The sequence below is a fragment of the Skermanella sp. genome (genome assembly GCF_059503625.1).
In genome coordinates this window covers 1-14,389 of the sequence record NZ_JCACHA010000642.1, presented here as the reverse complement: position 1 = coordinate 14,389, position 14,389 = coordinate 1, and the positions used below count along the sequence as shown (strand labels likewise).

Genomic DNA, 14,389 nt, shown 5'->3' with positions numbered 1-14,389 from the left:
ACGGGATCGGCCAAGGGTGGGACGAAGAGGCGGAACAGCTCTTTCAGGAGCTTCAGACCTTGTTCGCCAAGACATATGGCGAGGGTCTGTACGCGGCGTGAGCCGCAGAGAATACGGGGGAGTAGCTTAATCGGGAAAGCCCTGGCCTTCGGGTCAGCAGTTTCAGGTTCAAATCCTGGCTCCTCCACCATTTTCCCAGCCAATCAGCGCCCCAGCAGCCGGCGGCGCAGCAGACGCGGCAGGTAGCGGCGGATCGTGTGGCCGGCGCCGGCGAGGCTGAGGGGATCGTAGGCTGTCAGCATCCAGCGCTGGCGGCGCTCCGGCAGCCACTCCCGCTTATAAGGATCGTCGCCGCAGCCGAAATCGATCTCGACCAGGCCGCCGCGGCCGAAGGCGTCCCGCATCATGTGCCGCGTCAGGATCGAACCGGGCGAGAAGCGCGCGAACCGCTCGGCATAGGAGAGCTTGAAGATCGTCGCACGGTGGTTCCAGACGATCCAGAGCTGGGCCGCGACCGGTTCTTCATCGACCATCAGGACACCTACCCGGACGGCTCCGGCACCGAAGCCGGTGGCGATCAGGCTCGGGATGAAGTTGGGATAGGGTTCGGGCTCCTTCCACGATTCGGCGTGGACGCGCTGATACAGGTCGATGGCTCGGGATGTTTCCGAAGGCGACTCCAGGATTTCCACCCGCGCTCCGTGCGCCCGGAACAGAGCCCTCTCCTTGCGCTCCACCGTGTTGCGCAGCCGGCTGTTGCGGGCGGTCCAATAGCTCGCGAAGTCGCCGGCGGGCTCCAGGTACCAATTCCCGAAATCCTCCGTCGCTTCGACCAGATAGCCGGCGCGGCCAAGGCCGGTCCACAGGGCGTCGAATCCGGCGGAGGGCCGGTCCATCGCCGCGAAGACAAGCAGGCTCGGGCGCGGTTTGCCGCGGCGGACTTCCCTTCCCCACTCCGCGACGTCGGAAGCGGCGTCGGGGCCGGTCAGAAGCGGTGCGTAGCGGCAGGAGTAATAGTTGCCGAGCCACTCCAGCCGGCATCCGCGAAAGGGACCGATCGCATCGGGACGTTCGCGCAACGGCAGGACATGACCGCCGGCGAGGTGCTCGATTCGGGGAACGTCGCCCGGGTCGAGGCAGGTTTCCTCGAACACCCGATACCAGTCGGCCGTGTCGTAGAAGTGCGGCTCGGAAAGCGTCAAGGCCGGAAGACCATGGCGGGGAAGTCAGGGCAAGAAAGTCAGGGCCGGAAGGCCACGACATGGAAGTCTGCCCCGATCGGCAGCAGCGGCAGCGGTCCGTCGTAACGGATCATCGCGTCATGGAAACCCACGTCGCGAACGTTGCGCGTCAGGGTGCGGGCGGCCAGGCCGGCGCCTTTCGGTTCGAACAGGATGATCAGGCCGCCGGGCTTGAGCACGCGGTATGCCTCGACCAGCAGGACGGCACGCCTGTCCTCAGGCGTCGCGGACAGCCCGCAGTAGCCGGTGACCACGTCGAAACTGGCGTCGGCGTAGGGAATCGCAGTACCGTCGAACCGGCGGTAATGGACGATAGCCGCGAAGCGCGCCACCGTCGGGCGCGGCCTTGCATTGGGACCCTCAAGGCAGACCAGCCGGACGCCGGGGAACAGGCTGCGATACCACGATACAGCCTCCCCTCCTCCGGCAGCGATATCCAGGATGCCGCTCGATCCGGGGAACAACTCGCGCAGGTCCCGGGTGATGCGGAGCACCTGACGGACACGGCGGCCGGCCGCGTCTTCCGCATCGTGGTATGGCCGTGCCACAGCGCGAGTGCCGAGGGCGAAATCCTGGAACGACATATCAGGAAGCCTGACGCGCTTGGGCGGCATCTCCCGCTGCGGGGCGGTCGGGAATGCCGGAGATGTGGCGCTCCCAGGCGAGCGCGGTCCTGACCATCTCCTCCACGCTGTCATGGGCCGGCTTCCAACCCAGGACTTCGCGGATGCGATCGGCGCTGGCGACGAGGGCGGGAGGATCGCCCGCCCGGCGCGGGGCGTCCACCACCGGCAACGGTTCGCCGGTTACCGCCTCGACCGCGCGCAGGACTTCGCGGACCGAGAAGCCACGGCCATAGGCGCAGTTGACCAGCAGGTTGCCACCGTTCTCCACCAGATGGCGCAGCGCCAGGACGTGGGCGTCGGCCAGATCGGACACGTGGATGTAGTCGCGGATGCAGGTTCCGTCGGGCGTCTGGTAGTCGGTGCCGAAGACTGAAATGCTGTCGCGAAGGCCCAATGCCGCCTGCACCGCCACCTTGATGAGATGGGTGGCCGCGGGAGTGTTCTGCCCGGCGCGGCCCGCCGGGTCCGCTCCCGCCACGTTGAAGTAGCGAAGGATGCCGACGTTCAGGCCATGAGCAGCCGATGCGTCGCGCAGCATCTGCTCCGTCATCAGCTTGGATGCACCGTAGGGATTGATCGGCTTGGTCGGCGTATCCTCGGAGATAGGCGAACTCTCCGGCTCGCCGTAAACGGCGGCGGTTGACGAGAAGATCATGTGCCGGACGCCCTGCGCGATGCAGGTATCGATCAGGCCCAGGCTGTTCTGAGTATTGTTGTAATAATACTTGAGCGGCTTCTCGACCGATTCGGAAACGACGATGCTGCCGGCGAAGTGCATCACGGCGCCGATCCGGTGCTCCTGGATGGCGCGCGCCAGATGGGCGGTGTCGCCGATATCGCCTTCCACCAGCGTGACATCGTCCGGAACCGCCGAGCGGACCCCGGTCGAGAGATTGTCGTAGAAGACGACCGGAATGCCGGCAACCTTCAGGGCCAGTACCGCATGTGAGCCGATATAGCCGGCTCCGCCCGTGACGAGAACGACGGGTAACTCTGACATCGATTTTCCCATAGCATCAATAACGGCATCATGGATGCCAATCTTCGACCGGCATTGTCGCAGTCGCTTATCGACATCAGAAGAACGCGATGGAGTATCGAAGAGTTCATTCACTCCGCATCCGCGTGATCATTTATCGAGGGTCGTACCCGGCTGGGCTGACTGTTCTCCCCCGGCGGTACTCCCGTTTAGATTTCGGTTTATTTTAATTTTAGGCGAGCTGAGCCTGGGGTTTCGCTAGCTTGAAAAGCGTAGGCTTACCTCTTCCTTTTCATTGTTTCCCTTTGGGGACGGAAGACAGGATGCGGCCATGCGCCAGGACATGCCGACCCCCCTACAGCTTCTTGTGGAAACGCTGCCCGACCGGCCACGGCTGGTCGTCTTCAGCGACGACTGGGGACGGCATCCGAGCAGTTCGCAGCACCTGATCCTGCAACTGCTGCCGCGCTACCGGGTGGACTGGGTCAACACCGTCGGCACCCACCGGCCCCGGCTTTCGCTGGGCGACCTGCGGCGTGGTATCGAGAAGCTGAAGGGATGGACCGCCGGACGCGGCGATGCGGCACCTGTAACGGGGGCGCCCGATCCGCTGACACCCATAGTGCACGCGCCGGTCCACTGGCCGGGGTTCAAGAGCAGGGCGGAGCGGATGCTGAACCGCGTCCTGCTGCGACGGGCACTCGCCGGCGTTCTGAACGCCGATCCCAAACCGGCGGCCGTCATCACGACGGTCCCGATCACGGCGGATCTGGCGGCGAGCTTTCCCGGCCTGAAATGGATCTATTACTGCGTGGACGACTTCGCGGAATGGCCGGGGCTGGACGGCGACACGCTGCGCCGGATGGAACTCGACCTGCTCCGCCATGCCACGACGGTCATCTGCGTTTCCGACGTCCTGAAACGGCGGCTGGCCGCTCTCGGTATCCAGGCGCATCTGCTGACGCACGGGGTCGAGCTGGCGCACTGGCAGGCGGTGCGGCGGCGGCCTCTCTGCGGGCCGGGACGGCGGCCGACCCTCCTGTACTGGGGACACGCCGACACACGGTTGGACGCCGATATCCTGCTTCACCTGACCGCGACTTGCGACGTCCGGATGGTCGGCCGCTACGACGAGGTGGACAACAGGCTGGTCCGCCAGCGCGGCATCGCCTGGACCGGGCCGCAACCCTATGAGCGACTGCCGGAATTGGCGAGCGAAGCGGACGTGCTGATCATGCCCTATGCCGACTTGCCCGTGACGCGCGCGATGCAGCCGCTGAAGCTGAAGGAATATCTGGCGACGGGGTTGCCGGTGGTGGCGACTCCCCTGCCGGCCAACCGCGCCTGGGGCGATGCGATGGACCTGACCGCCGATCCTGACCATTTCGCCAAGCTGTGCCTGACGCGGGCGCGGCGGTCGCTGCCCGATTCCCAGGCGCGGGCACGGGGCCGGCTGATCAATGAGAGTTGGGAGAACAAGGCCTTGCAGTTCGAACAGTGGTTCATGGCGTCCAAGCCATGAATGTCCAACCCAGGAATGTCATGACGGCGGACGACGGCATCGCCGTGCTTCACACCCGGATCGTCACCGGAACCGGCGGCGGGCCGGAAAAGACCATCTTCAACTCGCCCCGCTATATGCGCGGGACCGGATATCGGGAACTGGCATGCTATCTGCGGCCGCCGGACGACCCCGGATTTGCGGTGCTGCGCCAACGGGCCGCCGCCAAGGACTGCCCGCTGATCGAGGTGGACGACGCCTCGGCCTTCAGCCTCGACAGCCTGCGCCGGCTGGCCGCGATCTGCCGCGAACACGATGTCAGGATCTGGCACGGCCACGACTACAAGACGAACCTGTTCGGCGTGCTGCTGAAGCCGTTCGTCGGGTTCAAGCTGGTCACGACGGTCCATGGCTGGGTCAAGCACACGAAGAAGACTCCGCTCTACTACGCCGTCGACCGCTGGACGCTGCCGCGCCACGAGCAAGTGATCGTCGTCTCCGCCGACCTGTTCGAGCGCTGCCGCGCCAGCGGCGTGCCGGAGAACCGGCTTCACCTGATCGAGAACGCGATCGACACCGAGGACTTCCGCCGTACCGGCCCTGCGGCACAGGCGGCTGGCCGGACAGGGATGCCGCCGGGCCGCCTGCTGATCGGCGCCGTCGGGCGGCTGTCGGCGGAGAAGGGCTTCGACCTGCTGATCCGGGCCGTGGCGACGCTGATCGGCCAAGGGCACGACCTAGAGCTTTGGATCGCGGGCGACGGCGAAGCCCGTGACGAGCTGGAACGTCAAGCCGTGGCGACCGGGCATGGGGACCGCATCCGCCTACTCGGCTTCCAGGCCGATACGGTAGCCTTGTTCGAGAACTTCGACCTGTTCTGTCTGTCGAGCCTGCGGGAAGGCCTGCCGAACGTCGTGCTGGAGGCGATGGCTATGGAAGTCCCGGTCCTTGCCACGCGCTGCGGCGGGATCGAGGCTTTCGCACACGACGGCACCGATATGCTGACGGCGCCGGCCGGCTCGGTCGACGCGCTGGCGGGGGGCTTGCGCCGGCTGATCGAAGACGCCGAACTGCGGCGCCGGCTGGCCGACGCCGCCCGCGCACGGATCGAAGCGGAGTTCAGCTTCCGCCGTCGCATGGAGCGGATGGCGGAAGTCTACGAACTGCTCTGGTGACCGGTCAGCGCCGGACCAGCGCCCCGGCGGCGGCGATGCTGGCGACGGCGGCCAGCCCGGCCAGCGTCAGCGACCGGACGTTTCCGCCGGAAGTTTGCCTGCGGTAGCCGCCGCTGGTTCCCGTACCCTGCGGAACCGGCTCGAACAGGGAGCCGTGGGTGTAGGGGGCGGGCGCCGCGCGACGGAAATAGCGCTTGAGCGCGCGGGACATCATCGCTTCCGTCAGGGCCGGAGCCAGCGTGTGCATGAACTTGGTCACCGGAGCCATGGCGCCGACGGTGACGCCGCGACGAGGATGCATCGCCAGACCGACCATCGCGGCGGCGACGCGTTCCGGCGGGACGAGCGGCGAGCCGGGCTTGAGTTCCTTGCCCATATAGTTGCCGCCGTGCTGGTAACCCGGCGTGTCGATGACGGCGGGAAAGACGTCGCAGACATGGATCTCCGGCCAGTCCTCCAGCTCGAGGCGGATGCTTTGGGTGAATGCCTCGATGCCGGCCTTGCTGGCGGCATAGGCTGCGGCGAATGGCGGAGCGATCCAGGCGCCGAACGAGATGTTGGTGATCAGGGTGCCATATTGCTGGTCGAGGAAGTAGGGCAGCACGGCATGCGTCCCGTTCATGCTGCCGAACAGGTTGGTTTCCACCACTTGGCGGTGGCTTTCCATCGGCACGTCGGCGAAGGGGCCGACCAGCCCGATGCCGGCGTTGTTGATCCAGACGTCGATCCCGCCGAACCGCTGGGCTGCGGTGCTCGCCAGCAGGCGCATGTCTTCCAGGTCGGTGACGTCGGACGGCACGGCGATGGCATGAACGCCGTACCTTTGCGCTTCTTCCGCGGCTTCGAACAGCGCTTCGTCGCGCCGGGCGCCGAGGACCAGGTTGGCGCCCTGCGCCGCGAAGGCGAGCGCCGCCGCTTTGCCGATGCCGCTGGACGCGCCCGTGATGACGACGGTGGAGTTCCGCAGGCTGTTGGGCATGGGGAGAGGCCTTTCGTAACTTGAAGGTTTCTCCCCGTCACAACAGTGCCGCGTCGTCTCCGTCCCCCTGATGCCCCCTATTTGCCGGCGACCGTCTGGTACTTGCCGTCGTTCCAGGAATACATCACGAAAGCCGGCTCCGTCAGGTCGCCCTTGTCGTCGAACTTCAGCGGCCCGATGACCGTGTCGAAGTCACCCTTGTGGAGCACGTCGATGACGGCGTCCGGATCGGGTTCGCCCGCTTCGCCGATACCCTGGGCCAGCACCTGCATCGCGGCGTAGCTGTAGAGCGTGAAGAAGGCGGGCTCCACGTTACTGGCGCGGAGTTGCCGGATCACCGGTTCGGCATTGGGGTTCCGGGTCGGATCGGGGCTGAAGGTGAAGAGCGTCCCGGCGCCGCTATCGCCCGTGATCGCCCAGAAGTCGGGGTTCGACAGGCCGTCGCCCGCGATCAGCTTGGCATCCAGACCGGCGTTCTTCATCTGGCGGACGATCTGGCCGGCTTCCGCGTGGTAGCCGCCGAAGTAGACCGTGTTGACGCCGGCCGATTTCATCTTGGTGACCAGTGCCGAGAAGTCGCTTTCGCCCGGATTGACCGAGCCGGTCATGACGGGCTGGATGCCCTTGGCGCCCAGCGCCTTGGTGGTGGCTTCGGCCAGCCCGCTGCCATAGGCCTGCTTGTCGTGGACGATGGCGACCTTGGGGTCCTTGATGTTCGCCGCAATGTAATCGGCGGCGACAAGCCCCTGCTGATCGTCGCGGCCGGTCACGCGGAAGACGTTGTCCAGCCCCCGCTCGGTCAGGGCCGGCGCCGTCGCGGTCGCCGAGATCATGACGATCCCCTCCTCCGCATAGACATCGGAGGCCGGGATCGACGGTCCGGTGCAGAGATGGCCGATCACGAAGGAGATGCCGTCGTTGACGACCTGGTTGGCGGCGGTGACGCCCTGCTTGGGATCGCAGGCGTCGTCGTAGACCTTCAGCGTGATCTTGTCGCCGTTGATCCCGCCCTTGTCGTTGATGGCCTTCGCCGCCTCCTCGACACCCTTCCGCATCTGATCGCCGAACGAGGCCATGGAGCCGGTAACGGCAGTCACCACCGCCACCTCGATATCCGCCCGCGCCGTCGCGGCGGTGCCGGCGAACATCAGAAGAGCGGTAAGGGAAACGGCGGTCTTCCGCATTTGGCTAAATCCTTTTCTACGCGCGCTACAGTATAATGTGGTCATTTTTCCGGCTGGTCCGGTCCGATGACCGTCTTGGCCTCGCCGCTGTACTCGAACTCCGGCGCGTTATCCAGTTCGTCCTTGGTGAGCGTGGCTACCAGACCGTTGCTCTGGGGCTCGACCCGGACCTTGTCCCACGGGATGGTGACCAGCTTTTCGCCGAAGCCGAGAATCCGGCTGCGCGACAGGACGAGGCTGTCGATCTCCGGACTGTCGGGCTGGGTGACGAAGTCGCGGACCTCGCCGATATCCTCGCCCTCGCTGTTCTTGACGGTCTGACCGACGACGTCTTCCGGCATGCGGCCGCCGATAGTCGGGACATGGACGACCTTGATCTCGGCTTCGCCCGCGGTTTCCACCTGGATCTGCGGCGGGGCGGACTCGATCCGGATCTGCGGCTCGGCGGGGCGGACCTCGACCGTGCCCTGTCCCTGGACTACCGCCTGGGGCGGCTGCGCCGGCTGCGGCGGGGTCTGGGCTAGTGCCGGAAAGGCGGTTCCGAGGAGCAGGGCCGACGTGATGAGGATATGTCTGTGCATGGCTGTCGCTCCTGATATCAGCGGGTGGGTCCGACCAGGGCGTTGTCGCCCTCGGCGTAGGCGTGCTCGGGGGCAGTCTCAAGCTGCTGCCGGTCCATGGGGAGGGTGACGCCGTTGCCGTCGGGCTGGACGGCGATCTGGTCCCACGGAACCGCGATCTGCTTGGCCCCGACGCCGAGGAAGCCGCCGACATCGACGATCGCCTGTGCGACCGCACCGTCCTGACCCATCAGCAGGTCTCGGACTTGGCCGATCTCCTGGCCTTCCGCATTGACGACCGGCTTGCCGATCATCTGCTCCACGGCGACACCGGCGGGCGACGGCGGGGTGACGGGCACCGGTTCGGCAGGAACAGCCGGTTCGGGCGGTGCTGCCGCGAGCGGAGCCGGCGGAGGCGGCGGAGGGGCGGCGGGCTCGACCTGGATCTGGGCCGGAGCCTGCTCGATCACGACCTGGGGCGGCGGCTGCTGGACGTTCACGTGCGGCTGCGCCTGATCGAAACGGACGAGTGGCTGCGGCTGCTCGACCACGATCTCGGGGTCGGCCTGCTCGATGATGATTTCCGGCTCACGCTGGCGGACGATCACCTGGGGCTGGAATTGGCGGACGGTGATCTCGGGTGGAGGCTGGCGGACGATGATTCGCGGCGGGGCCTGCCGGACGATGATCTGCGGCGGTTGCTGCTCGATCACGATTTCCGGAGGCTGCTGCTCCACCGTCACCTGCGGCGGCGGCTGCTGGACATCGACGGCGGCCGGCGGCTGCTGAACGTCGATCTGCGGGGCGGGCGCCGGTGCCGCCGGAGCGGGCGGAGATTCCGGCGGCGGCTGTTGCGCACCGGCTCCCGCCGCCCAGGACCACGCCGCCAGGGCCGTGGTCATCATCAGTAACGTCTTGCGCATCCCACTCTCCGGTTTTTCGCGACCTGTCGCAGGCCGCCCGATCGTTGATCCATGTGGGACCATGAACGATGGGCTGGCCGGAGAGTTCCTGACCCGGATGCTTGATTATTAGGCTATTCAGGTAAAGCGGTTGTTCTTGGGGAATCCGTTGGGCGGCAGGCGTCCGGTCGTTCCCCGGTACGCCTTCCACGGCGACATGTCGGTTTCCACCCGCGTCCGCTCGCCGCTCTTCCAGGAAAGGCCTTGGGCGAAGGTGAACGTCGTGACGTCGGCCAGACTGCCGTCGGTGTACTTCTGAAGCGTGACGCCACGGCCGCGAGCCATCACCGGCACCTCCTCCAGCGAGAAGACCAGCAGTTTGCGGTTGTTGCCGATCACGGCCACGGTGTCGCCCTCGACCGGGACACAGAACTTCGCCTCGACCCCGTCGCCCACGCTCATGATCTGCTTGCCGCCACGGGTCTGGGCGATCACCTCGTCCTCGTCCACCTGGAAGCCGCGCCCGTTGGAGGCGGCGACCAGCAGGCGCCGCCCCGGCTCGTGCTTGAACAGGCTGACCAGTTCGGCATCGTTGGCAAGGTCGATCATCAGGCGCAGCGGCTCGCCGAAGCCCCGCCCGCGCGGCAGCTTGTCCACGGCCAGCGTGTAGAACCTGCCGTTGGTGCCGAGCACCACCAGCTTGTCCGTCGTCTCGACCCGCAGCACGAAGCGCTCCCGGTCGCCGTCCTTGTACTTGATGTCGGCCACCTCGGTTTGGTGACCCTTGACCGTCCTGATCCAGCCCTTTTCGGAGCAGAAGACCGTGACCGGCTCGCGCTCGACCATCGCTTCCAGCGGGATCACGATCGCCGACGGCGCATCGCCGATCACCGTGCGGCGCTGGCCCAGCGGCGTGTTCTTGCCGAACTTCTTCTTCGTCTCGGCGATCTGCTTGGATATCGCTTTCCAGCGCCGCGGCTCGTTCTCCAGCAGGTCGGCCAGATCGGTGCGCTCCGCCGTCAGGGCGTCGTGCTCGGTCTTGATCTCGAACTCTTCCAGCTTGCGGAGAGACCGCAGGCGCATGTTCAGGATCGCTTCGGCCTGGACGTCGGTCAGCGCGAAGGTCTTGATCAGCGACTTCTTCGGCTCGTCCTCCTCCCGGATGATGCGGATCACCTCGTCCAGGTTCAGATACGCGATCAGATAGCCGCCCAGCACTTCCAGCCGATGATCGATCTTGCCGAGACGGTGGCGCGTGCGCCGCTCCAGCACCTCGATCCGGTGCGCCAGGAAAGCCTGGAGCACTTCCCGCAGGTTCATGACGCGGGGGATGTTGTCCTTGTCCAGCACGTTCATGTTGAGGCCGAAGCGGACCTCGAGGTCGGTGGACTTGAACAGCGATTCCATCAGCACGTCGGGATCGACGTTGCGGTTCTTGGGGACCAGGACGAGGCGGATATCCTCCGCCGATTCGTCGCGCACGTCGTCCAGCAGGAACAGCTTGCGGGCGGTCAGAAGCTCCGCGATCTTCTCGATCAGGCGGCTCTTCTGGACCTGATAGGGGATCTCGGTGACGACGATCTGCCACGTCCCCTGTCCCAGCTTCTCCAGTTCCCACTTGGCCCGCAGCCGGAAGCTGCCGCGCCCGGTGCGATAGGCTTCGGCGATGCAGGCGGCGGGCTCGACCAGGGTGCCGCCGGTCGGGAAGTCGGGACCGGGAACCAGGCGGACGAGATCGTCCACGGCGGCGTCGGGGTGCTTGATCAGGTAGGTCAGTGCGTCGCACAGCTCTTCCGCGTTGTGCGGCGGGATCGACGTCGCCATGCCGACCGCGATGCCCTGGGAGCCGTTGGCGAGCAGGTTGGGGAAGGCGGAAGGCAGCACGATGGGCTCTTCGCCCTCGCCGTCGTAGGTGCCCCGGAAATCGACGGTGTCCTCGTCGATGCCTTCCAGCAATGCGCGGGCGACGGCAGTCAGCCGGGCCTCGGTGTACCGCATCGCGGCGGCGTTATCGCCGTCGATGTTGCCGAAGTTGCCCTGCCCGTCGATCAGCGGATAGCGGACGGCGAAGTCCTGCGCCAGACGGACCAGCGCGTCGTAGACGGCCGTGTCGCCGTGCGGGTGGAACTTACCGATCACGTCGCCGACGACGCGGGCGCATTTCTTGGGCGGCGTGTCCGGTTCCAGCTTGAGCTGGCTCATGGCGAACAGCAGCCGGCGGTGGACCGGCTTCAGTCCGTCGCGCACATCGGGCAGCGAGCGCGCCATGATGGTGGACAGCGCATAGGACAGGTAGCGCTCGCCGAGGGCTTCGGAAAGCGGCTTATCTTGGATGTCGAGTACAGGGTCGGTCATGTCTTATCTACTACCAGACAGGGTAGCCAATTTGCGATAGCGTTCGATAAATCTTGTCCGCGCCGCCGGCATGGCGGTGTCGCGGCTGGCGAAGGCGTGACGGTCGAGGAAATGCCCTGTCAGGTCCAGCCCGGCAAGCACTTCCTCTTCCAGCCCGCCGCTGCGGGCGGCAGCCTGCCCGGTAAGGAAGCCCGGCAGCGGCAGCAGCTTGTCGCGGTAAGGCTCCCCCGCCGACAAGGATACCGCCCGTCCGGTACGGGGACTGACATAGGCGAGAGCGTCGTTGGCGCCGGTAGCGGCACAAGTGCCGAGGTCGAGGCCGAAGCCCAGTTCCTGGAGCAGCCCCAGTTCCCAACGGACATAGGCCGGCGCCCAGAGCGGAGTTTCCAGCGCTTCGAGCAGGGCGGCGAGGCCGTGGAAGACAGGCTCGTGCGGCTCCCGGTCGGGCAGCGCCACCTCGGTCACCGCACAGGCGGAGACGAGACAGGCCAGCCGGACCGGATCGTCCAACATCGCGGCGGAGGAATTGTGGACCGGCTCGACCGTGAAGGAGCCGAGATGGTCGGCGAGCCGCGCCCGCCAGCGGGCGCTGACGCGGTTGCCCGGCTGAAGGTTGCCGCGCTGTTTGGACGAGCGTCCTCCCTGAACCAGACCGGCGTGCCGGCCATGGCTGTGCGTCAGCAAGGTCGCCACCACGGCCGCCTCACCGTGCGGCCGGGCGGATAAAACGATCGCCTCATCGGTCCATTCCATGGGAATGTTCTACCAAAGTTCTCATCGGAATGCCCTAAACTTTCGTCAGGGACATCGCATCGGATAATGAAATTGCACTTAGCGAAAAAGCCGCATTTCTGTGATATCGACACGGAATATTTCCGAACAGCCAATGTTAACCATTCTGTAAACACGATGGTTCAGTGTCGGGGTCATCAACAGATCTCACACAATCCGAAGTATGGTGTCGTCATGTGGAGCAGCTTTTCCAAGGATTGGGCGCGTTGGTCGCCAGCCGAACGCTTTACGGCTCGTGTCGTCTTTGTCGTCTGTACTGTGAGTGTGGCAAGCCAGGCAGTCATACATATAATCTGACTAGCGCTCGTCTTCCAGACTGTACGCAGAGAAACTCCGACAATACTGCAAATTAGTCTTCGTATGCCGGCGCCCATCGACGGGAGCGCAGGCATACGAGAGACGCAAAGCCGATCGGACCGCCTTACGCGGTCTTCAGGCACCCGGCGATGGCATTGGCCACCGTGTCGATGTTCCGGGAATTAAGTGCGGCGACGCAGATGCGGCCGCTGTCCAGCGCATAGATCGAGTGCTCTTCCCGCAACCGGGCGATGACCGGCTGCGGCAGGCCCGAGTATGAGAACATGCCGCGCTGGCGCGTGATGAACGAGAAGTCCTCACCGTCGACCAAGGCAGTCAGCTTCTCCGCCAAAGCTTCGCGCATCGAGCGGATACGGGTGCGCATGCCGGTCAGTTCCTCGTCCCAAAGCGCCCGCAGTTCCGGCGAACTGAGGACGGCGGCAGCGATCTTGGCGCCGTGCGACGGCGGGCTGGAATAGTTCGTCCGCACCAGCCGCTTGAGCTGGCTCAGCACGCGGGCGGCTTCGGCAGCGTCCGAGGTCACGACGCTGAGCGCGCCGACGCGCTCGCCGTAGAGCGACAGCGACTTGGAGAACGAGCTGGAAACCAGCATCGGAACGCCGGCGGCGGCAAAGGCGCGGACAGGAGCCGCGTCGGGGTCGAGCCCTTCGGCGAAGCCCTGGTAGGCGATATCCAGGAACGGCACGAGACCGCGGGCCTTGACCACCTCGATCACTTCGGCCCACTGTTCCGGCGTCAGGTCCAGGCCCGTTGGGTTGTGGCAGCAGGCATGAAGGATGACGACATCGCCGGCGGGCAGGCCCGACAGGCACCCGACCATGCCGGCGAAGTCCAGTTCACGTCCGCGCTCGCGGCTATAGGGATAGGTTTCCACCGTGAAGCCGGCGTTCTCGAACAGGGCGCGATGGTTTTCCCAGCTCGGATCGCTGATCCAGACGCGCTTGGCCGGCGTGAACCCGCGCAGCAGGTCGGCGCCCAGGCGCAAACCGCCGGTCCCGCCGAGAGTCTGCACGGCGACGACGCGCCCTTCGGCGATGGCCGGGCTGTCGGCGCCGAAGACCAGGGATGACGCCGCCTTGTCATAGGATTGCAGGCCGTCGATCGGCAGGTAGGTGAGCGGCTGGCTGCCTTCCAGCAGCAGCGTTTCGGCCCGCTTCACGCACTCCAGGAGGGGAACGCGGCCATCGTCGCCGACATAGACGCCGACGCCCAGATTGATCCGGTTGGGATTGGGGTCCGCGTTGAAAGCCTCGGTGATGCCCAGGATCGGGTCGCGGGGCGCCAGGGCGATGGGGGCGAAAAGGGACGAAGTATTGGTGGCGCTCATGGCTGCACACGGTCCTCAAGGAATTGGCGTGAATCGCGGACTCAATAGCACCGGAACCGACCGTTCGTCTCCTCAAGATTTGACAAGCCGGCTGATACCGGCTGCCGCACCCCCTGCTCTTTCCGGGGCTTTCTCACCTTCGCATATCGTAGTAGTCATCGACTCCTGAAAACAGGCCGGCGCCGGAAATTCCGGCGCTGCGCAAGAACGATGCGTCAGGAGGAAACGCGATGACCAGACTTGAGCGGAGCTATGTCCATGGTGCGGCCACAACGCCGCTGATCGGCGATACGATCGGAGCGCATCTGGACCGTGTCGCGGCGCTGTCGCCCGATGCCGACGCCCTGGTCGTCCGGCAGCAGGGCATCCGCTGGACCTACCGCCAGTTCCGCGACGAAGCGAACAAGGTGGCGGCGGGCCTGATCGCGCTGGGACTGAAACCGGGCGACC

Annotated in this window: 13 protein-coding genes and 1 tRNA gene; 4 read left to right on the top strand and 10 right to left on the bottom strand. The window is 65.8% G+C overall.

What is annotated here, in order from left to right; genetic code table 11:
* Positions 1–115 precede the first annotated feature (115 nt).
* Positions 116–190 (top strand) — tRNA-OTHER (locus AC5JJ6_RS19445).
* Positions 191–203: 13 nt separating this feature from the next.
* Here AC5JJ6_RS19445 and AC5JJ6_RS19440 read toward each other — a convergent pair.
* From AC5JJ6_RS19440 to galE, 3 genes are read right to left on the bottom strand one after another with little or no spacing between them, the layout of a single operon-like run.
* Positions 204–1,202: a GNAT family N-acetyltransferase gene (locus tag AC5JJ6_RS19440; RefSeq protein ID WP_496043640.1), complete on the bottom strand. Its 999-nt coding sequence runs from the start codon at positions 1,200–1,202 to the stop codon at positions 204–206.
* A 38-nt stretch (positions 1,203–1,240) separates the two neighbouring features.
* A complete protein-coding gene (locus AC5JJ6_RS19435) occupies positions 1,241–1,825 on the bottom strand; it encodes a class I SAM-dependent methyltransferase (RefSeq protein ID WP_496043639.1) in 585 nt (194 codons plus the stop codon).
* A gap of 1 nt (position 1,826) precedes the next feature.
* Entirely contained in the window at positions 1,827–2,867 is a 1,041-nt protein-coding gene (gene galE / locus AC5JJ6_RS19430; protein ID WP_496043638.1) for a UDP-glucose 4-epimerase GalE, read from the bottom strand.
* Positions 2,868–3,177: 310 nt separating this feature from the next.
* On the opposite strand from galE, the gene AC5JJ6_RS19425 reads away from it, so the two are divergent.
* Positions 3,178–4,368 (top strand): glycosyltransferase, encoded by a 1,191-nt coding sequence (locus AC5JJ6_RS19425; protein ID WP_496043637.1) that lies wholly within the window; start codon positions 3,178–3,180, stop codon positions 4,366–4,368.
* Positions 4,365–5,522, top strand: coding sequence for a glycosyltransferase (locus tag AC5JJ6_RS19420; protein ID WP_496043636.1), 1,158 nt, complete (start codon positions 4,365–4,367; stop codon positions 5,520–5,522). The genes AC5JJ6_RS19425 and AC5JJ6_RS19420 overlap by 4 nt, the downstream gene beginning before the upstream one ends.
* Before the next feature lie 4 nt (positions 5,523–5,526).
* Here the strand turns inward: AC5JJ6_RS19420 and AC5JJ6_RS19415 are convergent, their stop codons facing one another.
* The 7 genes from AC5JJ6_RS19415 to AC5JJ6_RS19385 all read right to left on the bottom strand — a co-directional run bounded on the left by AC5JJ6_RS19415 (position 5,527) and on the right by AC5JJ6_RS19385 (position 13,939).
* Complete coding sequence (locus AC5JJ6_RS19415) at positions 5,527–6,501, bottom strand: SDR family oxidoreductase (RefSeq protein ID WP_496043635.1); 975 nt, start codon at positions 6,499–6,501, stop codon at positions 5,527–5,529.
* 77 nt (positions 6,502–6,578) lie between these two features.
* Positions 6,579–7,685: a branched-chain amino acid ABC transporter substrate-binding protein gene (locus AC5JJ6_RS19410; protein WP_496043634.1), complete on the bottom strand. Its 1,107-nt coding sequence runs from the start codon at positions 7,683–7,685 to the stop codon at positions 6,579–6,581.
* Between the two features lie 41 nt (positions 7,686–7,726).
* Entirely contained in the window at positions 7,727–8,266 is a 540-nt protein-coding gene (locus tag AC5JJ6_RS19405) for a PRC-barrel domain-containing protein (RefSeq protein ID WP_496043633.1), read from the bottom strand.
* A 17-nt stretch (positions 8,267–8,283) separates the two neighbouring features.
* Positions 8,284–9,168: a PRC-barrel domain-containing protein gene (locus tag AC5JJ6_RS19400; protein WP_496043632.1), complete on the bottom strand. Its 885-nt coding sequence runs from the start codon at positions 9,166–9,168 to the stop codon at positions 8,284–8,286.
* Positions 9,169–9,285: 117 nt separating this feature from the next.
* Positions 9,286–11,502 carry a DNA topoisomerase IV subunit A gene (gene parC / locus AC5JJ6_RS19395; RefSeq protein ID WP_496043631.1) on the bottom strand — a complete coding sequence of 739 codons (2,217 nt, stop codon included), beginning with the start codon at positions 11,500–11,502 and terminating at the stop codon, positions 9,286–9,288.
* Between the two features lie 3 nt (positions 11,503–11,505).
* A complete protein-coding gene (gene recO, locus AC5JJ6_RS19390) occupies positions 11,506–12,255 on the bottom strand; it encodes a DNA repair protein RecO (protein ID WP_044425679.1) in 750 nt (249 codons plus the stop codon).
* Positions 12,256–12,715: 460 nt separating this feature from the next.
* Positions 12,716–13,939, bottom strand: a complete 1,224-nt coding sequence (locus AC5JJ6_RS19385; RefSeq protein WP_496043630.1) for an amino acid aminotransferase — start codon at positions 13,937–13,939, stop codon at positions 12,716–12,718.
* 230 nt (positions 13,940–14,169) lie between these two features.
* Here AC5JJ6_RS19385 and AC5JJ6_RS19380 point away from each other — a divergent pair.
* On the top strand, positions 14,170–14,389 hold a 220-nt coding region (locus AC5JJ6_RS19380), incomplete at its 3' end, for an AMP-binding protein (RefSeq protein ID WP_496043629.1).

Coding starts and splice junctions, on each gene's coding strand:
- AC5JJ6_RS19420 (WP_496043636.1), top strand. CDS start 4,365: ATGAATGTCCAACCCAGGAATGTCATGACGGCGGACGACGGCATCGCC.
- AC5JJ6_RS19415 (WP_496043635.1), bottom strand. CDS start 6,501: ATGCCCAACAGCCTGCGGAACTCCACCGTCGTCATCACGGGCGCGTCC.
- galE (WP_496043638.1), bottom strand. CDS start 2,867: ATGTCAGAGTTACCCGTCGTTCTCGTCACGGGCGGAGCCGGCTATATC.
- recO (WP_044425679.1), bottom strand. CDS start 12,255: ATGGAATGGACCGATGAGGCGATCGTTTTATCCGCCCGGCCGCACGGT.
- AC5JJ6_RS19435 (WP_496043639.1), bottom strand. CDS start 1,825: ATGTCGTTCCAGGATTTCGCCCTCGGCACTCGCGCTGTGGCACGGCCA.
- AC5JJ6_RS19385 (WP_496043630.1), bottom strand. CDS start 13,939: ATGAGCGCCACCAATACTTCGTCCCTTTTCGCCCCCATCGCCCTGGCG.
- AC5JJ6_RS19405 (WP_496043633.1), bottom strand. CDS start 8,266: ATGCACAGACATATCCTCATCACGTCGGCCCTGCTCCTCGGAACCGCC.
- parC (WP_496043631.1), bottom strand. CDS start 11,502: ATGACCGACCCTGTACTCGACATCCAAGATAAGCCGCTTTCCGAAGCC.
- AC5JJ6_RS19400 (WP_496043632.1), bottom strand. CDS start 9,168: ATGCGCAAGACGTTACTGATGATGACCACGGCCCTGGCGGCGTGGTCC.
- AC5JJ6_RS19425 (WP_496043637.1), top strand. CDS start 3,178: ATGCGCCAGGACATGCCGACCCCCCTACAGCTTCTTGTGGAAACGCTG.
- AC5JJ6_RS19410 (WP_496043634.1), bottom strand. CDS start 7,685: ATGCGGAAGACCGCCGTTTCCCTTACCGCTCTTCTGATGTTCGCCGGC.